Source organism: Flavobacteriaceae bacterium (assembly GCA_014075215.1).
Lineage (GTDB): Bacteria > Bacteroidota > Bacteroidia > Flavobacteriales > Flavobacteriaceae > Polaribacter.
This window is the reverse complement of the sequence record CP046177.1, coordinates 3,122,677-3,142,992: the sequence shown is the minus strand read 5'-3', so window position 1 is coordinate 3,142,992 and position 20,316 is coordinate 3,122,677. Positions and strand designations below refer to the sequence as shown.

The 20,316-nt window shown below is 34.1% G+C and carries 20 protein-coding genes and 2 pseudogenes; 5 read left to right on the top strand and 17 right to left on the bottom strand.

The genetic code is table 11. From position 1 onward, the window contains the following. Nucleotides 1–23: 23 nt before the first annotated feature. Nucleotides 24–2,123 carry an ATP-dependent DNA helicase RecG gene (recG, locus tag GKR88_15650; protein QMU65574.1) on the bottom strand — a complete coding sequence of 700 codons (2,100 nt, stop codon included), beginning with the start codon at nucleotides 2,121–2,123 and terminating at the stop codon, nucleotides 24–26. Between the two features lie 141 nt (nucleotides 2,124–2,264). Between recG and GKR88_15645 the strand changes: the two genes are divergently transcribed. Together GKR88_15645 and GKR88_15640 are read left to right on the top strand one after the other, a co-directional pair. Continuing rightward, a complete protein-coding gene (locus GKR88_15645) occupies nucleotides 2,265–3,476 on the top strand; it encodes a methyltransferase domain-containing protein (GenBank protein QMU65573.1) in 1,212 nt (403 codons plus the stop codon). A gap of 237 nt (nucleotides 3,477–3,713) precedes the next feature. Continuing rightward, nucleotides 3,714–4,769, top strand: a complete 1,056-nt coding sequence (locus GKR88_15640) for a T9SS type A sorting domain-containing protein (GenBank protein QMU66750.1) — start codon at nucleotides 3,714–3,716, stop codon at nucleotides 4,767–4,769. A gap of 81 nt (nucleotides 4,770–4,850) precedes the next feature. Here the strand turns inward: GKR88_15640 and GKR88_15635 are convergent, their stop codons facing one another. The 14 genes and pseudogenes from GKR88_15635 to GKR88_15570 all read right to left on the bottom strand — a co-directional run bounded on the left by GKR88_15635 (nucleotide 4,851) and on the right by GKR88_15570 (nucleotide 15,094). After that, the gene (locus GKR88_15635) at nucleotides 4,851–6,008 is read right to left on the bottom strand and encodes a DUF1704 domain-containing protein (GenBank protein ID QMU65572.1); all 1,158 of its coding nucleotides are present in this window, start codon (nucleotides 6,006–6,008) and stop codon (nucleotides 4,851–4,853) included. A gap of 40 nt (nucleotides 6,009–6,048) precedes the next feature. After that, nucleotides 6,049–6,315, bottom strand: coding sequence for a DUF2442 domain-containing protein (locus tag GKR88_15630; protein ID QMU66749.1), 267 nt, complete (start codon nucleotides 6,313–6,315; stop codon nucleotides 6,049–6,051). A 37-nt stretch (nucleotides 6,316–6,352) separates the two neighbouring features. Then, on the bottom strand, nucleotides 6,353–7,183 hold the full coding sequence (locus GKR88_15625) for a hypothetical protein (protein QMU65571.1): 831 nt from the start codon (nucleotides 7,181–7,183) through the stop codon (nucleotides 6,353–6,355). Between the two features lie 74 nt (nucleotides 7,184–7,257). Then, the gene (gene gshB, locus GKR88_15620) at nucleotides 7,258–8,292 is read right to left on the bottom strand and encodes a glutathione synthase (GenBank protein ID QMU65570.1); all 1,035 of its coding nucleotides are present in this window, start codon (nucleotides 8,290–8,292) and stop codon (nucleotides 7,258–7,260) included. Between the two features lie 20 nt (nucleotides 8,293–8,312). After that, entirely contained in the window at nucleotides 8,313–9,641 is a 1,329-nt protein-coding gene (locus tag GKR88_15615) for a cation:dicarboxylase symporter family transporter (protein QMU65569.1), read from the bottom strand. A 119-nt stretch (nucleotides 9,642–9,760) separates the two neighbouring features. After that, nucleotides 9,761–10,102, bottom strand: a complete 342-nt coding sequence (locus GKR88_15610) for a helix-turn-helix domain-containing protein (GenBank protein QMU65568.1) — start codon at nucleotides 10,100–10,102, stop codon at nucleotides 9,761–9,763. Then, on the bottom strand, nucleotides 10,086–10,829 hold the full coding sequence (locus GKR88_15605) for a hypothetical protein (protein ID QMU65567.1): 744 nt from the start codon (nucleotides 10,827–10,829) through the stop codon (nucleotides 10,086–10,088). The genes GKR88_15610 and GKR88_15605 overlap by 17 nt, the downstream gene beginning before the upstream one ends. Nucleotides 10,830–10,992: 163 nt before the next feature. Continuing rightward, nucleotides 10,993–11,265, bottom strand: coding sequence for a hypothetical protein (locus tag GKR88_15600; protein ID QMU65566.1), 273 nt, complete (start codon nucleotides 11,263–11,265; stop codon nucleotides 10,993–10,995). A gap of 1 nt (nucleotide 11,266) precedes the next feature. Beyond that, nucleotides 11,267–11,542 carry an ATP-dependent Clp protease adaptor ClpS gene (locus GKR88_15595; GenBank protein ID QMU65565.1) on the bottom strand — a complete coding sequence of 92 codons (276 nt, stop codon included), beginning with the start codon at nucleotides 11,540–11,542 and terminating at the stop codon, nucleotides 11,267–11,269. Between the two features lie 26 nt (nucleotides 11,543–11,568). Next, a pseudogene (gene prmA / locus GKR88_15590) lies at nucleotides 11,569–12,398 on the bottom strand (50S ribosomal protein L11 methyltransferase). Further along, nucleotides 12,398–12,808: a hypothetical protein gene (locus tag GKR88_15585; GenBank protein ID QMU65564.1), complete on the bottom strand. Its 411-nt coding sequence runs from the start codon at nucleotides 12,806–12,808 to the stop codon at nucleotides 12,398–12,400. The pseudogene prmA and the gene GKR88_15585 overlap by 1 nt, the downstream one beginning before the upstream one ends. 1 nt (nucleotide 12,809) lies before the next feature. Beyond that, nucleotides 12,810–13,565 (bottom strand): triose-phosphate isomerase, encoded by a 756-nt coding sequence (locus GKR88_15580; protein QMU65563.1) that lies wholly within the window; start codon nucleotides 13,563–13,565, stop codon nucleotides 12,810–12,812. A gap of 30 nt (nucleotides 13,566–13,595) precedes the next feature. Then, the gene (locus GKR88_15575; GenBank protein ID QMU65562.1) at nucleotides 13,596–14,081 is read right to left on the bottom strand and encodes a redoxin family protein; all 486 of its coding nucleotides are present in this window, start codon (nucleotides 14,079–14,081) and stop codon (nucleotides 13,596–13,598) included. Nucleotides 14,082–14,125: 44 nt separating this feature from the next. Next, a complete protein-coding gene (locus GKR88_15570) occupies nucleotides 14,126–15,094 on the bottom strand; it encodes an ABC transporter permease subunit (protein ID QMU66748.1) in 969 nt (322 codons plus the stop codon). Between the two features lie 103 nt (nucleotides 15,095–15,197). On the opposite strand from GKR88_15570, the gene GKR88_15565 reads away from it, so the two are divergent. The 3 genes from GKR88_15565 (at nucleotide 15,198) to pyrF (ending at nucleotide 17,397) form a co-directional block, all read left to right on the top strand. Continuing rightward, nucleotides 15,198–15,569, top strand: coding sequence for a transposase (locus GKR88_15565; GenBank protein QMU65561.1), 372 nt, complete (start codon nucleotides 15,198–15,200; stop codon nucleotides 15,567–15,569). Further along, a complete protein-coding gene (locus tag GKR88_15560) occupies nucleotides 15,569–16,426 on the top strand; it encodes an IS3 family transposase (GenBank protein ID QMU65560.1) in 858 nt (285 codons plus the stop codon). The genes GKR88_15565 and GKR88_15560 overlap by 1 nt, the downstream gene beginning before the upstream one ends. A 152-nt stretch (nucleotides 16,427–16,578) precedes the next feature. Continuing rightward, nucleotides 16,579–17,397, top strand: coding sequence for an orotidine-5'-phosphate decarboxylase (gene pyrF / locus GKR88_15555; protein ID QMU65559.1), 819 nt, complete (start codon nucleotides 16,579–16,581; stop codon nucleotides 17,395–17,397). On the opposite strand, the pseudogene GKR88_15550 reads toward pyrF, so the two are convergent. Further along, nucleotides 17,394–19,005, bottom strand: a pseudogene (locus tag GKR88_15550) (family 16 glycosylhydrolase). The gene pyrF and the pseudogene GKR88_15550 overlap by 4 nt on opposite strands. Nucleotides 19,006–19,449: 444 nt before the next feature. After that, a complete protein-coding gene (locus GKR88_15545) occupies nucleotides 19,450–20,088 on the bottom strand; it encodes a DUF4197 family protein (protein ID QMU66747.1) in 639 nt (212 codons plus the stop codon). Nucleotides 20,089–20,316: the final 228 nt, after the last annotated feature.

Genomic DNA, 20,316 nt, shown 5'->3' with positions numbered 1-20,316 from the left:
TTCGGTTTTTCGCAAACCACCAACTAACTTATATTGCCCCACATCCCTGATTTTTTCTGAAGTGTTGTATAGGTATCCAATATTTCTTTATGTTCTGATTTGGAAAGGTTTGGGTCATGGTTCAATAATTTGATAGCCGCCGCCCTTGCTTTTTGTAAGATATGAGTGTCTTTTACCACATCTGCAATTTTCAAATTCAGTACTCCGCTTTGTTGCGTACCCATCATATTTCCGGGGCCGCGAAGTTTCAAATCTACTTCGGAAATTTTAAACCCGTCTGTGGTATCTACCATCGTTTTCAACCGGACTTTAGCATCCGCAGATAATTTAAAACTCGTTAATAGAATGCAGTAGCTCTGATCTGCCCCTCTTCCTACCCTGCCTCTCAACTGATGAAGCTGACTCAACCCAAAGCGTTCTGCACTTTCAATAACCATGACACTGGCATTCGGGATATTTACTCCTACTTCTATAACCGTAGTAGCTACCATGATGTGGGTTTCGCCCCTTACAAAACGACCCATTTCATACTCCTTGTCTTCAGGTTTCATTTTTCCATGGACCATACTTATTTGATATTTAGGTAGCGGAAATTCCCTGGAAATGCTTTCATAACCGTCCATCAAATCTTTATAATCCATCACCTCAGATTCTTTAATTAGCGGATATACCATATATATCTGCCTCCCCTTCTCTATTTCGCTTTTCATAAATTTAAATACGGATAATCTGTTACTATCGTATTTATGTACTGTTTTTACTTCTTTTCTACCGGGGGGTAATTCATCTATTACGGAAATATCCAAATCACCATAAACACTCATGGCCAGTGTTCTTGGGATCGGAGTTGCTGTCATGACCAATATATGCGGAGGTAATTCATTTTTCTTCCAGAGTTTAGAGCGCTGTGCAACGCCAAACCGATGTTGCTCATCGATAATGGCAATTCCCAGATTTTTAAATTTTACTTTATCTTCTATCAATGCGTGGGTACCTATCAGTATTTTTAAATATCCCTCTTCCAGACTTGTATGGAGTTGTTTTCTTTTTTTTGCTTTAGCAGACCCTGTAAGCAGTTCAACCACTATATCTGTATTTTTCAATAGCTCTTTTATGGCATTATAATGTTGTGTTGCCAAAATTTCCGTGGGTGTCATGAGTGTTGCCTGATAACCGTTATCAATAGCCATCAGCATGGACAACAATGCGACAATTGTTTTTCCGGAACCTACATCTCCTTGCAATAAACGGTTCATATGAGCATTTGATGCCACATCTTTTCGTATTTCCCTTAAAACCCGTTTTTGTGCATGTGTCAATTCAAAAGGCAAATGCTGTTTGTAAAAAGTAGTAAAATAATCACCGATACTTTTAAAAACATATCCTTTGATTTTATATTTTCTGATACGTTTCTTTATGAGTAGCTGGAGTTGAATAAAAAACAGTTCTTCAAATTTCAATCTATATTGTGCTTTTGAAAGAAGCTGACTATTCTTGGGAAAATGAATATGTAACAATGCTTCTTTCTTTGAGATGAGCCCGTGTTCCAACATAAAATTACCGGATAAACTCTCTGAAATATTTTCAATAACACCTCGCAATAATGTTTGAATATATCCTCTGATTACCTTATTACTTACACCGTTATTTTGAAGTTTTTCCGTAGACGGATATACCGGTTGCAATTTGGATTGTATCTTCTTTTTGGCTTCTTTTTCCAATTCCATTTCCGGGTGCGGAATGCTAAAAGTGCCTTTATAAAAATGGGGTTTCCCGTAAATTATATACTTTTCATTGATCTTTAGTGCATTTTTAATCCATTTTTGACCTCTGAACCAGATGAGTTCCACAGTTCCTGTTCCGTCGGAAAATTTAGCCACTAACCTGCTTCCCCTCTTTTGAGCAACGGATTTTAGCTCTGTTATTTTTCCTATGATTTGCACTTCGGAATTAGCATCTAGAAGCTCCTCTATACTATAAAATGTTGTTTTGTCTATATATCTGAATGGAAAAAAATGCAATAAATCATTTCCATTACGAATGCCTACTTCAGCCAATAATAAATGAGCTTTTGACGTGGTAACGCCTTTTATATAAGATATGGGTTGAAGTAGCAGATTCAATTTTTGAACGTTTAATTAAGGCTCATCACGAAAATACAGATTCTTGTTAAAAATTAATAAACTCATGTACATTTTTTGAGTGGGTTAAAAATCGCCTGATATTCCTACCTTTGCGGCGTATTATTTTTAACGAAAGCTGAAGTGAGGTTACATAGAAATTTGGTATTTGCGGTTATTGATGCTATCAGGGATATATTTAATGAAGAAATGTATGCTGATAAAACTGTGGAGAAAGTGCTAAAAAGAGATAAACGTTGGGGAAGCAGAGATCGTAAATTTGTGGCGGAAACTATTTATGATATTGTACGCTGGAAGCGTTTATATGCCGAAATTGCCGAAGTAAAACAACCTTTTAGCAGGCAAGATCTATGGCGTCTTTTTTCTGTTTGGTGTGTTTTAAAAGGGATTCCGCTACCCGACTGGAATCAAATTGAACCTACACCGTCCAGAAGAATCAAAGGAAGATTTGACAAGCTCTCAAAAATTAGAAAATTCAGTGCCTCTATCCCCGACTGGATCGATGAGGTTGGGATATCGGAAATAGGAGAAGCACTTTGGATCAAAGAAATAACAGCATTAAACAAACAAGCTGAAGTTATTTTAAGAACCAATACATTAAAAACCACTAAAGAGAATTTACGGAAAATATTGCGTGCGGAAAATATTAATGCAGCATGTATCCCATATTATCCTGATGCATTAAAGCTTGTGGAACGTGCCAATGTTTTTAAAACACAAGCTTTTAAAAACGGATTGTTTGAAGTACAGGATGCATCTTCTCAATTAGTAGCACCCTACTTAGATGTAGCACCGGGTATGAAAGTAGTAGATGCTTGCGCAGGGGCAGGCGGAAAGGCACTGCACCTGGCTGCTTTAATGAAAAACAAAGGGCAGATTATTGCAATGGATATATATGAAAGTAAATTGAAAAGGCTAAAAATACGAGCCAAAAGAAACGGAGTACATAATTGTACAAATCGCGTGATTCATTCTACAAAACCTTTAAAAAAATTATACCAAAAAGCAGATCGGGTTTTAATAGATGTCCCCTGTTCCGGTTTAGGTGTACTGAGACGTAATCCGGATTCCAAATGGAAATTACAGCCTGAATTTTTAGATGCTATCAAAAAAACACAACAAGAAATTTTACAGGAATATGCCAAGCTGGTAAAGCCGGGAGGAAAATTAGTCTATGCAACCTGCTCTATACTTCCCTCAGAAAATCAAGAGCAAGTTAATACATTTTTAACATCCGAATCAGGGAAAAGTTTTACTTTTGTAAAAGAGAACAAGGTGTTTGCTCATTTATCAGGGTATGATGGGTTTTACATGGCACTTTTGGAGAAGAAGTAGTTTGAGGTTTTTGCAGAATTAATTTGGCAAAAAAGTTCGACGCCCGAAGAAAATTTTCAACCGGAATAACCTGTTGGTTTTGAGGATTTAAAATTTTCGAGAAGGAAGAAATTTAAAGTCAAATCAATTTCAATACGGAATATATCAATATTTTACAAAGGTTTCAATTTATAAGTTTAAAAATTTATTTCTGTGGTAATAAGAACGTTACTTTTGCTGTCTGCTCTTTTTTTGGTTATGCCGGTTTTTTCGCAAATACCTCCGGGATATTACAGTACAGTTACAGGTAGCGGATATATTTTAAAATCGCAGTTGAAAACCATCATTACCAACGGGCATACGGATAGAGGTTATAGTGCTTTATATAACGCCTATACAACTACGGACACCGATACTTTCTACGAAAACGATCATACGGTACTGGACATGTATTCCGAAAATCCGGCCGGTCCCGATCCTTACAACTATATTCACAACGACAGAAACTGCGGTAATTATAATTCTGAAAACGACTGCTATAATCGTGAGCATATATTTCCTCAAGGTTTTTTTAACGAACAATTTCCCATGCGAAGCGATATTCACCATGTAGTACCCTCTGACGGATTTGTAAACAACAGAAGGGCTAATTACCCGTTTGGAGAGATTTCAACTCCCACGTGGACATCTAGCAATGGTTCTAAAGTTGGCCCAAATACCTATGATACCTATACCGGGGTGGTCTTTGAGCCTATAGATGAGTTTAAAGGAGATATTGCCAGAATGCTGTTGTATTTTGCCACAAGGTATGAAGATGATGTAACCCATAGTAGTTGGGATACACATACTACTGTAAACAATCCTTTAAATGGGACGAATGACCAGATATATGAAGATTGGTACATCAGGTTATTGCATAAATGGCATACGGAAGATCCCGTAAGTCAAAGAGAAATTACGCGAAATAACGAGGCATATACATTTCAGGGAAATCGAAATCCGTATATAGATCATCCGGAATATGTGAGCATGATTTGGGGCTCTGTATTAGCTGTCGATTATTATACTCAATTAAAAAAAGTGGTTATTTCGCCGAATCCTTCACCAACAAATAGTATTACGCTTACTATTTCAGAAGGATTACATATAGACTCAGTTGCCATTTATTCTGTCCCGGGAAAACAAATCTATAAAAACACACTACCTGGTTTTACAAATAACAAGCTTACAATTACAAATTTAAAAAGCGGTATCTATGTATTGCGGTTGCTGAGTAATAAACAAAGTGTTTCTAAAAAAATCATTATAGAATAAAATCAATTCACTTTTTACTCAACTATTTGAATGTCTGTTTACCTGCCTAAAGAAGGGTCATTAAATTTTTTAATCTTTTAATTATTTCAAATTATCCAAAATAAAATTGACTATTTCATTTGTATTTGCATCCTTTTTAAAGGATGAGGTATAATGTTTTGGCTGTACTGCATACCCTTTCCCCAGCATATATTGTATAGTGTCTATATATTCAAGAGATACTTTCCCTGTTAGTAAAAGGCTAAGATCGTTTCCTGCTTTGTAGTAATGATATATCTTTTTTAAACCGGTTAAGTATAAATAATCTTTTGTGAATCCTCCTCCGCGATGTGCTCTTACCGTAATATAAAAAGCCTCATCTCTATCCAAATCGTAGGTGGTATGCAACAATCTAAACGTTTTCGAAAAAGAGTAGCCTTTTGCAAGGCTATCAACTGCAATTACTCTGTATGCTAACTCTTTTAATCTTTTTATAGTAAGGCTTCCGGACATATATTCACTAAAAACAGCCAATCCTTCCTGTGTTTCCACATTGCCGGGAAAACCATGTGAAAATATTTTAAGCGGGTGTAACAGGCCATTCATAGTAGTTACCATATGCACTCCGATTTCGTGATTGGTCAATACATCCGTCTCATTCTCGGAAAAAATATGATTTGTATTAATTACCAATGTTTTAGTATTATTCAAAACCATGGCTATAGCCCCTATGGTAGAGGAATGTTTTATCTCAAAATTGAAATCGTATTTTTTTGAATATGCTCTAAAAATCTGATCTGCTTCCCTACAGGAGTACTTAGGTAAAAAGGCTTCGGATTGTATATCTTCCGTCTCAAAATGGAGAATAAATTTTGCATTGTTTACATCTTGTTCTGTTGGAGTGCCGAAGGAATGTAAACTATTGTAATAAAATTTTCTGCCCTCCCCTATGGTTTCAATACATTGAATTAACCCGGAATAGGAATAAATAATACCTTCATATAGTTTTTTAAGCTTTTTATCTTCTATTAGTTCTATGGGCTGGGAAAAAAATTTGCGATGCAATTTAAATTTATCAAAATCTATCGGTGGATATATAAAATTAGGTTCCGATAAGTACTTGGAAGCAAAAAATACTTGCTTTTCCTTTTCCGTATTAACAGGGTTCACATAGCTTAAAAGCTCTATCTTTTTAACCAATGTATCAATATACGTATCTATTTCAAAAAGTGCTTTCGTCGCTGTGGAAGTAGTATTCATTGTTTTTATCGGTCAAGTAAAAACTGTATTTTAAGACAGTTTATATTTTATTGTGGTGTATGATTTCTCCAGTATACAAATCCCAAATCGGAAAACACATTTCATAATCATTCCATATTAAATCGCCATATTCAACTTTAAAATTTAAAAATTCCTTTTTGTCCAAATACTTTCTTGTCATAGGGTTTAACGATTTTGACAGAAAAAAAGCAAAGTCTATTGTACGTTCAACTTCATCTGAAAATTGTATATGTATTTTATAATCGCTTTTATATTGTGCTTTGCGAATTGAAATCTCCATATTAATCAATTTTTGAGTAAAATAGTAAGTTCATACCACATCATTATCCTTTATGGCGTTCATAAAATGCCGTCGCATGTTTTTTTAATTCGGTTTTTAAATACTTTTCCACGACATCAATAACTTCCGGATAGAGGATCTGTGCCAACTCATCGCAATATATTTTTGCAATTTCTGTTGCCAATACAAGGGTATTATTGAAACTTTTACCGATATATCTCAAAAAATAACCATTTCCCTGAAACGTATCGTTGATCCTTGCGGTTGATTTTATCGTATTGGGCAGATGCATCTTACCCAAAATAATACACCAGGATTCAATATCTTCTTCAAAACGATGTTTATCTACATTAGCGGTTCCTAAATTCCAAACAGGGACTTCCCTGTTCCATCGTTTCCAATTGTAACTATGCATGTCATACACAACACATACACCAAATATATGTTCTATTTTTGAAATCAATGTATGTACAACCTCATAAAAACGGATATGTTTGGCAAGGCTTTTTTCTTTCATTTTGTTTGACAGCGGTGTGTACCACAACTGTTTTCCCCATGCATCTTCATAAATTGCATTTTCGGGTGCTCTGTTTAAGTCGTATTCAAACCTGGAATCCATTCCCGAAATAACAATCGGATGTGTTTTTATCATTTCTTTGGTAGCAGGGTCTTCTTCATACCAACGCTCATACTCCGTATGTTTACAATGACTCCATAATTCCTTTCTAAATTGATGACCGTCATGTATGGCAGCACATACATAAGGAACATACTCCTCAATTTTAATAGTAAAAGAGTAATCTTCGACAACTGCTTCAAAAAGCTGTGCAGCATGAATTTTTTCTAAAATCTCTTGTATGGATAATTTTACCATAAGTTTTTTGGAAATATATTCATTTTTCTTAAACTGACAGCCCGACTACTTTAGTTGCTGTTTGATATACAATATCAAGCATCTCTTACTACTCTTTTTAAGTCTGTTTTTCTGATAAAAGCAGCGTTTCTTTCCAAAAATTTGCGTTCTATAAAATCTACTACTTTTTCCTGAATCCGGGTTTTATATACTTTATTTATATAGGTAATTCCACCCGGACTCATTACATTTACTTCAACCAGTTTACCTCCAATAACATCAATCCCAACAAAATACAAACCGTCGCTAACTAATTTTGGGCCAATTTTTCTACACAATTCCTTTTCTTCCCGGGTTAATTTATGCTTTGCCACCGTACCGCCGGCCGACACATTGGAACGGTGATCTTTATCACTGGGAATTCTTTTCATAGCTCCAATAGGCAAACCATTTAAAAGCAATATCCGAACATCTCCACGATCTGCTCCTTCAATATATTCTTGTAGTATTACATAATCTGAAGTTCCATCTCCTTTATTGATATAGAAATCCAGTAATGAGTTGATATTTCCCATAGCAGACTTTTCAATTAAAATCACCCCGGAGCCACCAAAGCCGTTTAATGGTTTTAAGATCATTTTATCAGCAGTAGATTCTTCAACCATCCGCACCAGATAATCTTTATTTTTTGATACGTGTGTTACGGGAATAATTTCATTATTCGGGTCTTCAAATACTGCTGTATAGAGTTTATTGTTTGCCTCCCGCATGCCTCTAACGGAGTTAATAATAAAAACATCATCTTTTACAGAGTCCAAGAAGTTTAACATGAGTGGATCCAGAGGCGGTTCTGCCCTCATAAAAATTACATCAAATCCTGCCAAAGGAAGCATTTCTTCCCGGGTAGTAGCTTTTTTATAAAATGATTTTATACTGGCAGGGACTTTTTCCATTCTGTTAATAATAGTACAAAACGCATTGGTAACACTGTTCCTGATAGTTAAATTAGAAGGGCTGCAAACAGCAACCCCATGGCTTCTTTTTACACATTCATGAATTAAGGTTAATGAAGTATCATTTTCCGGGGATTTGATATGCTCCCAGGGATACATTAAAAAGCATACATTCATTTTTTAATGGTTATTGGATGTTATTTTACTTTATCATAATTATCATCCCATTCTTTGGGTTGCGGATCGTGCAATTTATCGAATGATTTTGCCACGACCATAGAAACCGTAGCATCTCCTGTAACATTAATTACTGTTCTACACATGTCCAAAGGCCTGTCCACTGCAAAGATCAATGCCAATCCTATGGGCAATAAATCTGCGGGAAAACCAATACTATCCAGTACAATAACCAACATCACCATACCCGCTCCGGGAACGGCAGCAGAGCCTATAGATGCTAATAAGGCTGTTAAAACAATAGTTAATTGATTGCTAAATACCATTCCTTCCGGCCATAAAACCTGTAAAATAAATACTGCGGCAACTGCCTGGTACAAACTGGTTCCATCCATATTAATAGTTGCGCCTACCGGAAGTACAAAACTGGATACTTCTTTGTCTACTCCAATATGTTCTTCCACCCGTTCCATAGTTACCGGTAAAGTAGCTGCACTGGAACTTGTAGAAAATGCCAATAACTGTGCCGGTGCTATTTGTGTTAAAAACCAAAATGGCGATTTTTTTGCATATATACTAACTAAAACGGCATAAAATACAACCATTAATAGTAAGCCGGCTACCACCACTCCCGCATATTTTAATAACGCAAACAGAATATCCGGATCTTCCGCAGTCACTACAACCGTAGCAAGGAGTGCAAAAACAGCATACGGGGCCAATAACATAATAAGATCCACAATTTTTAAGACGACATCATTGAGTGAGTCAAAAATATTTTTTAGCGGTTTTGCTTTTTCTTCCGGGATGAGTAATAAACTAATCCCCAACAGTATAGTAAAGAAAATTACCTGCAACATAGATTTGTTTTCACTCATTGCCTTAAACACATTATCCGGTACCATATCTACAACAAATTGTAAAGGGCCGCTTTGTTTCTGATCTCCGGCCTCAGCCATTCGCTCCTGAATTTTTTTATTGGTGGCATATTTTTCTTTTAATTTAACAACTGTTTCCTGTGAAATTCCTTTGCCCGGTGTAAGCGCGTTTACCATTATTAATCCTATGGAAATTGCAATCACCGTAGTAACAATATAGATTCCAATAGTGCGGAGCCCCATTCTTTTAAACTTGGAAATATTTTTTAAGTCTGAAATTCCTTTTATCAGTGATGCTAAAATAAGAGGTACGGCAATCAGCTTTAACATTCTTACAAAAATATCGCCCAAAGGCTTAATCCAATCTGCTACAAATTTTTCTCCCGAACTTACCTGCAACATAATAATTCCAAAGATGACTCCTAAAATCATCCCGATCAGTATCTTCCAGTGCAATGCTAATTTCTTCATAAGTTATCTTTACATTTTTTAATGTTTGTAAGGTAAAAAAATAATTTAATATTTAACGCTACAGAGCTATTAAAGTATGAACTATACCTGTTTTACTACAAATTTTCTGGCACATTTATTTACCGGGTGATATTCTCCATGTATTCGGATAGGGTACAGCCTTCATCTTTTTTGAAATGGCTGTAAAAAGTAGATTTTGATTTGAACCCGCAATCTTTGATCAGTTCATCAATGTTCATTTCGATTTTTTTATTTTCCAAAAGTAATTTTTTAAAATGTGCTACCCTATAATAATTGATCAACGTGTAAAAATTAGATCCTGAAAAATAATTAATGGTTTGTGAAATTTTTTTAGTTGTAGAATTGAGTTTTTCTACCAGATCCTTTAATGAAAAATCAGGATCAAGAAATAGTTTTTGCTCTTTTATCAGTTGTTTTATTTCATCAAAAAAAAAATGTATCTACTGCATTATTCATACCAACATTTTCTAACCTGACTTGTTTTAATTCTTTAAAAACTGTTGATAATTCTAATAAATGAAATTGATTATTTAAGGCAAAAACTCCTAAATAAACAATTGAAAAATAGGTATAAGAAGAAGGTATTATTTCCGACCCTGTTACTTCCATATATGAAAAGCTGATTTCACCTATGAGGTATGTTGCACAAAAAAAAATAAAAATGTAGATGACCAACCTTAATCCGTGGAGGCTCTTTTTACTTATTGAAGAATAATATCTTTTTATTTGGTTTTGATAACTCGTTAAATTGGCTAGTGCTACGCATAGTAAAGATATATCTATCACCATGGTAATTATCCAAATAACAACATCAATTGATTCCGGTATATCATCAGGAATTATAAAGTATGTGATTAACCCTATAAAACCTAAAATAGATATCAAAATCAGCTTCAACGTAATTTTTTGATTTGCTAAAAAATGAGTATACATCAATAAAATTAATATTGTGATTTTATAAACGTTTGGAAAAATAAAACTCTTACCTTCTCCTTCTAAAACAGAAATGATAAAATCTATTGCAAAGTTGAATAGCCCCGCGGCGATTACTAAATTAAAAACGGATTTTTTATAAATACCTTTAATTCCTAAGTACAGGGTTAGAAAAATACAAATTCCCGTAAAAAAAATATCTAATATTGGTATTAACTCATAAAATACATCCATACTATATAACTTTAAATTTATATCTTGAGACCTTTGCAAAATAGTGATATATTCCGTATTGAAATTGATTTGGCAAAGGTCTCTCTTTTTAATCTGTTAAAAAAACTGCCGTTTTCGCTTACAGCCAAAAAGCGTAAACGATTTCAATACAATCATTTAACTTTTACCCTATATATTTTCTAATAGCTACCCGATGTTTCGAATTAGATTTGTCATAGCTCTTTACAAGTAATTCTATAATTTCAGGGGGCTTTTTTCCTATTTCTTTTTCATTTTTGAATTTGGAAATATACAAATTATATTCATCTCCGTCTTTTTCGAAAATCAAAAAATGAGTTGTATTTAACTCAAAATAAGATATCTCATTTTTACCAAATGTCTGAGAGGTATCTTTTATAAAAGGAGAAAATTCGTAATATTTAAGAATACTTTCCATATTACACCAATTCAGCGGATAAACCTAAACTCAATAGCTTTGAGCAACGTGGTTTTAAATCTTTATATTCACCTGTTTTTACAGTACATTTTCCTTTATAATGTACCAACCAGGTACATTGTTCTGCTTGCTTCATTGTATGTTCACAAACATCGATTAAAGAACCAATAACGAAATCAAAAGTATTTACGTCATCATTATACAGAATAATTTCATGTTGATGCACTTCTTTTTCTAATACATCAATATCTTCCTCTATCTTTTCTTTAGTGCTCATACGGCAGCTAAGTTATAAAAGAATTTTTAATTTTTTACATATTTTAATGCTATCCAGTTATTATTTTCCAGTAATAAGCCATATTTTGATACTTCGGCATCCAATATGGGAATATCTTTTTTATAAAACCCGCTCAATAATAACACTCCATTTCCTTCCAGGCAATTTGTGTAAGTTTTCATATCGGAGAGTAATATATTTCTATTGATATTTGCGATGATTAGCTCGTATTTTTTACTCCCTAATAATGAAGCATCTCCTTTATAAACCGAAATGTACCGGCAGTTATTTCTCCTTATATTTTCAAGTGAATTCTCATAACACCACAAGGGTCAATATCAATAGCATCTACTGTTTTTGCTCCCTTCATTTCCGAAAAAATCGCTAAAATTCCGGTTCCACAACCCATATCTAACACTTTTTTATCCTTCAAATCCAATTGTAATACATGCTGTATCATCATATGGGTGGTTTCATGATGGCCCGTACCAAAACTCATTTTAGGTGCTATTACAATATCGTACATAAGGTCGTAAGGTTTCTCATGAAATGGTGCTCGAATACTCACTTTATTATCTACTTCAATGGGGTTAAAATTCTTTTCCCATTCGGTATTCCAATTCGTTTTCGGTACTTCTTTATAACCATAAGTAATAGCAAACTCTTTGGAATACAATACAAACATGTCTTCCAAAATAGTTTCATTCCACATTGTTTTTTGAATATATGCAGTAACTCCTCTTTCTGTTTCTACAAAACTTTCAAAACCAACAAATCCTAATTGCGCTATTAGTATTTCTGTTCCCGGTGCTCTCGGTTGTATCTCAAAATCATATGCTATATAGGTAGCATCCATTATAGCAATCCTTCATTTTCCCTTTGTTCTTTGATAAATTCAATACCACAAGCTAGCTTTTTTGCAAGTGGCATTTTGGAATTTACAACTCTCCAAAAAGGGGTAATATCATCTATGGAAGTTCCTTTTTGATATTGCTCATAAGCAACTTCAGATACGATCCTTAAAAAGATACCGGTAGTAACCGGACAGGTTTTTTCCGCTTCGTATTCATTTGCCAAATCTTCCCGCATGGTTACTATATCTACCGCTACCCCGCTTGGGATCTGCTGTATATAGTTGTCAATAATTTTAGGGGTAGCAATAAACATCACCGCCCCTGCCTCCATATCGGCAAACTTTGTATCAATTACCTTTACTACGTATGTCCTGTTTGAATTAAATTTTTCCAACCACGTTTTTTTAGCCATGCTATATTGCTTTTATGATGGCTGTGAAGTCGCCGGCATTCAAAGATGCGCCTCCAATTAGTCCTCCGTCCACATCTTCTTTAGAAAAAATTTCCACAGCATTTGCAGGTTTGACACTCCCTCCATATAGAATAGAAACGTTTTCTGCTACTTCATTTGTATAAGCTTCTTTGAGTAAACCTCTGATAAAAGCATGCATTTCCTGTGCCTGCTCCGGGCTTGCGGTTTCTCCTGTCCCAATTGCCCAAACAGGCTCGTATGCCAATACTATATTTTTCCACGCATTTGCATCTAAATGGAATACCGTATTTTTTAATTGACTTTCTACAACCGAAAAATGGTTACCAGACTTTCTATCTTCCAAATGTTCTCCAAAACAAAAAATAACCTCTAAATGATTTTCTAAAGCTGCTTTTACCTTTTGGGTTAACAACATATCATCCTCCTTAAAATAAGTTCTTCTTTCCGAATGCCCTAATATCACGGATTTTATGCCGATATTGGTTAGCATATTTGCAGAAACTTCACCAGTATAAGCTCCATTCTTAGCCTGGTGCATATTTTGTGCGGCGACTTCAATCACAGTGTTTTTTGTATTCTCTCTTGCTAAATTCAGATTTACAAAAGAAGGTGATATAATGACTCTGGTATTTGTATCAAAATCCCGAATAGCCATTTTTAAATCCTCAATCAATGCTGATGTTTCCGTCACATTGTTATTCATTTTCCAATTTCCGGCAACAATATTTTTTCCCATAAGTTACAGTTTAGTTTGGCTGCAAAAATACTAATTTTTCAGGGCCTCTATGATTTTTTTATCGGTAATTTTAGTTGCTTTAAATAAGGCTATCTTTCCTGTTTCATCAAGCACAACATATCTCGGTATCCACGAAATATTTAAAAAATCTTCAAATGCTCCTTTGTTTCCATTGGGCATAAAGTAATGTGCTCCTTCTATCTGATATTTTTTAATTCCTTTTTTCCAGCTTTCTTTCTTTTTGTCTAAGGATAAAAATACATACGCTACATCCGGGTTTTCCCGTTGAAGCTTTTTAAGCTCAGGTAGCCCGGATATACAATCCGCACACCAGGAAGCCCATATATCTATAAGCATTTTTTTCCCTTTGCAGGTATCTAAAATGTCTTGGGCTGTTACTTCTTTTCCTTCTATGGTCATGAACTTTTCTGCCAGTGCTTCGGGCGAAAACTCAACAGGTTGTTCTGATATACAACCGGATAAGATGATCATAAGTACCAAAGTTATTTTTCTCATATAGTCTGTTTTTTAAATGATTATCATTTTACTCTCATTTTAACTTACTTCGATCGGATTCTGGGATCCAGCCAGCCATAAACTATATCTACTAAAATCGTAATACTGATAAAAAACGCCGCAATGACTAATACACTTCCCATAATTACGGGCAAATCCAATGCATTCAGTGCATCGACAATTTCTTTTCCCAAACCATTCCAATTAAAAATATACTCGACAAAAACAGCTCCGGCCAACATAGAAGCAAACCATCCTGAAATTGCAGTGATAACCGGGTTTAACGAATTTTTCAATGCATGATTTTTAATCACCTGATACATCTTAAGTCCTTTTGCTTTGGCTGTTCTTACATAATCTTGTGTTAAGGTTTCTAATAGTGAATTACGCATCAATTGTACTACCACTGCTAAAGGTCTGATACCTAAAACAATAGCAGGCAGTATTAAATTCTTCCATTGAATAAATATCTCTTCTCCAAAATCATCTACTACATATAGGCTTCCTGTCATTTCCAAACCGGTATATTCATGTAATACAAAACCAAATAACCACGCAAATAGTATTGCTGAAAAAAAGGATGGCATACTCATACCCAATGTACTGATGATTGCAATACAACGATCAAACCATGTGTCTTTGAAAATAGCTGACAAAATGCCTAAAATAATGCCTGATATGAATGCAATCAGAATAGCAAAAACGGCTAAAATTATTGTATTGGGGAGTGTTTCCGAGATAATTTCCGACACCGGTTTTCCATGCTTCTGATAAGACGCTCTCAAATATGGGTATTTAAAAACTATAATGGTATTTCCTATTGAAAAAAGCGAATGGTATACATAACCTTTGCTATCCAGATTTGTATAGCCTTTGTTGTTTTTGCTGTGAAAGGATATTGGAGAAATATCATTTAAATAATAAAAATATTGTACCGTTTTTGGCTGGTCAAAACCATATTTCTTTTTTATATTCTGTAACTGTTCGGAGTTTTCTCTTTGATCTAACATCATTCTTGCAGGATCTCCGGGCAAAATATTAAATAATAAAAAGATTACCGTAACCACTCCAAAGAGTGACCCGTCCTGAAATATGTATACAAAAAACAACAAGTATATGTATAAAAATGATGGATATGTAAGACGTTATAGTGAGAGTTTTAAACTCAAAGTATTAGCAGAACTTACCAAAGGAAACCATTCCAAAAGACAAATTGCCTTAACTTACGGCATACAATCTAGTACGATAAACGTATGGATTAAAAAATATGACCGTAAAGATTTAATGAACACCCGTGTAACCGTGCAAACAGACGACGAATTATCCCGTATTAAAGCCCTTCAAAAAGAGCTAAAACAACTCAAAGATCTTCTTATTAAAAAGGATCTAGATAAACTTGTGAATGATAGTTATCTTGAAGTAGCTGCTGAAAATCTTGGCTATAAAAATGTTGAAGAATTAAAAAAAAACTTAAACATAAAGCCTTAATGAAAATAGCACCGATTAATAGAAAAAAAAGAAGGTACGCCATCGCTACTATTTGTAATGCTTTCGAGTTAAAAAGAGATGCTTATTACAAATATCAAAAAAGGTTTGTTCTTAAAAAACAAATAGAACAAAATGTAATAATGCTTGTTAAAAAAAGCAGGAAAACATTACCCAGAGAAGGTACTAGAAAGCTAATGAAATCCTTACATAATGATTTTAGGAAACAGAATATAAATATAGGTAGAGACCAGTTATTTAGAATCTTAAAAGAAAATAATTTGTTAATTAGAAGGAAAAAATATTCTTCTAAAACAACCAACTCTTACCATCGTTTTTATAAATATAAAAATATCATAAAAGACCTGATCATTAATAGACCTAACCAAGTTTGGGCTTCGGATATTACCTATATAAGAACTATAAATGGATTTTGTTATTTAGCACTTATTACTGATATGTATTCAAGAAAAATAGTAGGCTATGATATTAGTGATAGTTTAGAACTTAAAGGCTGTGTTAGAGCTTTAAATAAAGCTATTTATCAAACTAAAAATACCGAAGAAATCATACATCATTCTGATAGAGGAATACAATATTGTAGCAATGTTTATACTCAAATTTTGAAAAGAAAAAAGATACAAATCAGTATGACCCAAGAAAATCATTGCTACGAAAACGCAATGGCCGAAAGAGTTAACGGAATTTTAAAAGATGAATTCTTCCTCGACCAAACATTTACAAATATCAATCACGCCAAAAAAGCAACAAAAAATGCAATCAAATTATATAATAATAAAAGATTACATTTATCTTTAGATTATAAAACACCTAATTACGTGCACAAAAATGTAGCATAAATTTTAATAATTAACTGTAGCCCTATTTTTAGGACGAGACAGAGTGTTAAAAAACTGTAGAAAATTTTGTTTAAAATGTATTGCAGCATTAAAAGCAAAGATAGCAGAAAGTCTTAAAAATATGTACCTTTGTTTGTCTTTTACAGGTAGCGATGACTTTAGAACAATTAGTAGCGCAAATACGGGTAAAAAAATCTTTCTTGTGTATTGGGTTGGATGTGAATGTAACTAAAATACCTGCTTTTTTGTTGAAAAAAGCTGATCCTATTTTTGAATTCAACAAAGCCATTATAGATGCCACCCGTCATTTATGTGTTGCTTATAAACCCAATATAGCGTTTTATGAAGCTTATGGTATAAAGGGTTGGAGGGCACTTGAAAAAACAATTCAATATTTGAATAAAAAACATCCTGAAATTTTTACAATTGCCGATGCCAAACGCAGTGATATAGGAAATACTTCTGCCATGTATGCAAGAGCTTTTTTTGAAGATTTGGCCTTTGATAGTGTTACTGTAAATCCATATATGGGGAAAGATTCCGTAGAACCTTTTCTAAATTTTAAAAATAAACACACTATTTTACTTGCTTTAACCTCTAATGCCGGTGCTTTTGATTTTCAGATGCGGGATATACAAGGAAAAGAACTGTATAAAAAAGTACTGGAAGTTTCTCAGCAATGGAAAAATTCCCGCAACCTGATGTATGTTGTAGGAGCTACAAAAGCCGAACATTTAACGGATATCAGAAAAATGATTCCAAATAGTTTTTTATTAGTTCCCGGTGTTGGAACTCAAGGTGGAAATTTGCAAGATGTTTGCAGGTACGGGATGAATGATCAGGTGGGGTTATTAATTAATTCTTCTCGCGGAATTATTTATGCTTCTCAAGAACCTGATTTTGCCGAAGCAGCAGCAGCAAAAGCATCTGCATTACAGCAACAAATGGCTGAAGTTTTATACCATTTCTAACGTTTAATAATTTTATAAGTCTGAAAGCCTGTTCCGGTTTCTATTTTTAAAAGATAGATCCCTTTTTTATAATGGGAAACATCATATAGTGTTTCACTCTTATTTAAAACAAAAGAACCTAACTCTCGGCCTAAGACAGAATATATTTTTGCTTTGGCTTCCCTTAAGAAGTTTTGAGACATTTTAATTGTTAACGTATCTGTTACAGGATTCGGAAATAAGAACACTTGTCTGTTAAAATCATTAGTATCTGTTGATAAAGAGCTTTCCTGATATACTCTTACATAATCTATTTCCATTGAGCTCTCCGTAAAAGCAGGAATAATACTTGGTAATATTGCCACATTTAATAAAATGTATTGATCGGTGTCAAAAGGCCAGGTATCCGCATTTTTAACTGCCGGGTTGTACGTGTAGTGTTCAGTGCCGTCTACACTAAATACCATTCTTTCCGATGTCCATATTAATTCATATACATGGAATTGATTCGATACTGTTGCTACTGTCTGCCCTCCTAAATTCACCGTATTCCCGGAACTTGAAGGTGTATGTATGGCACTTTGCACATAATTCTGATTCGTTCCCCAATGTTCCATAATATCGATCTCTCCGCAAGCAGGCCAACTGGTTGTTCCGTGGGTGCCGGCCCAATAGCCTCCCAACTCTGTAATATTTTTCCCCAGCATCCAAATAGCTGGCCAGGTGCCCACTCCTGTCGGCAATTTTGCCCTTATTTTCACTCTGCCGTAGGTAAAAGCAAATTTTGAATTTAGCCGTGCAGAAGTATACTGCTTGGTCTGTCCCTGATCTGTAAATGATTCTTTTTTTGCCGTTATTTTTAAAAACCCGTTATTTACGAAAGAATTATCTACACGATTTGTATAATGCTGTATTTTCTCCGTTATACCAACTGGTTCCGTTGGGAAGTTGTGTTTGATGATGCCATTTGGAAGTATTAATGGATCCGTTTCCGTCAAACTCATCAGACCAAACCAAATTATCAAAAACCGGATCCGTTATAATATTTAATGTTCCGTTGTATGAAAAATCGTCTATATATGCTACTACCCGATCAGTATTGTTCTCACCATTAACCTGTAAGAGTACTCTGTTAAAATCGGTTCTGTTAACAGGTGCTTCGGAAGCAGGATACAGATTCATATATGCATCATTTGCAAAATCAAAAGTAACCTCTTGCCATTGGTCCAAAACAATGGGTTTAATAATTTCGCTTTGCGTAATCCACGGTTGTGCCAAATCTCCATCCTGAAGTTTCAAAGATATCTGGTTGGTTTGACTTCCTGTGATATCGGTTGAAGATACGTATATTTTTAATGTAAATATGTTATTTACAGATAGATCAAAATTAGCTCCTGTGTCGAATCGTACATTGGCATAGAGCTCGCCGATATCACCATATCTTAAAACCTTGGCAGAGGTGTTGATACCTGATTGATACGGATTTGTAAAACTGGTATCCAAATCGCAATCATCTCCATACCAGGTATTTATAGTTCCGACTCCTTCAAAATCATCTTCAATATTTTGTTGCGAAAATACTGGTACTGTATAAATTACAGCTATCAGAATAAGTGAAACAATTCTCATTTTTGGTTGGTATTTAATGAATTACAAAGATTAAAAAATTCAAAGATTTTCATAGTGTTCTAACGATTCTTTTTAGGTATCCATATTATTGAGATCTTTGCAAAATAGTGATATATTCCGTATTGAAATTGATTTGGCTTCAAATTTCTTCCTTCTCGAAAATTTTAAATCCTCAAAACCAACAGGTTATTCCGGCTCAAAATTGTTCTTCGCGTGTCGAACTTTTTTGCCAAATCAATGCTGCAAAGGTCTCTTATTTTAACTTTTTTAGTTCTCTCAAAAAAATACTATTTTCTAGTGTATTAGTCTACTTTCAACTTTTATACTTTCAAACCCTCTAACTGAATTATACCAACTCAAAAATAGTCATTTTAGAAAAGAAAACATCGACGAAGTATCTATTATAAAAACCAAACACTAAAAATCCTCAATACTTTACCTTTACTATTTATCTTGTAATGCAAAAATACTCCGTAATACATCTGTATTTCGCAACCCGATTTTTTCCCGAATTCCTTTTTCCTCGATTTCTATCATGGTAAAAACACCTTTTAAAGTCTGTGTAGTAACGTAGTCGGTTAAATCAGGGGTTACTTTCTTTACAAAGGGAATCCGGTTATATGTACTGGTTAATTCGTTCCATATTTTATCTGCTCCCGCTTTGGATAATGAATTTTTAATAATCGGGTTAAATTTTTTGTACAAAGAAGTTGTCGTTCTATTTTGTAAATATAAAGTCGCCGCATTTTGACTGCCTAATAAAATATCTTTGGCATCATCAAATGAAATCGTTTTTACTGCATTTATAAATATCGGAATAGCTGTTTTTATCGCATCTTCAGCCGCTCTATTAAGAACAAGAATACCTTGGTCAGCTAAAGAACCTAAACCTATTTTTCGTAACTTTTTATCTACTTTTTTTAACTCCGGCGGTAATGTTATTTTGACCAGTTCATTTTTAAAGAACCCATCTTTTTTAGCAAGTTTAGAGACTTGATTCTTTATACCATTATGCAGTGCTTGTTTTAAACCGTTTCCAATTTGTTCTTGTGATATAGAAATTTGACCTGTAAGCTTTTGCATTTCTACCCATCCAAAAAACTGAACAGCGATAATGAGGATTATTAGTTTATTTTTTATTCTGAAGTGCAAACTATTATTTTATAAAACAGACTCATTTAAAACTATCAGTCTTTTGATTATATCCATACGGACAGTGTTTACAACCGCTTTTACAACAATACCCTCTCTTTAAATGGTACTTTTCGGTAAATATTCTGAAACCCTGCTCACTTAGATAATAATCTTCAT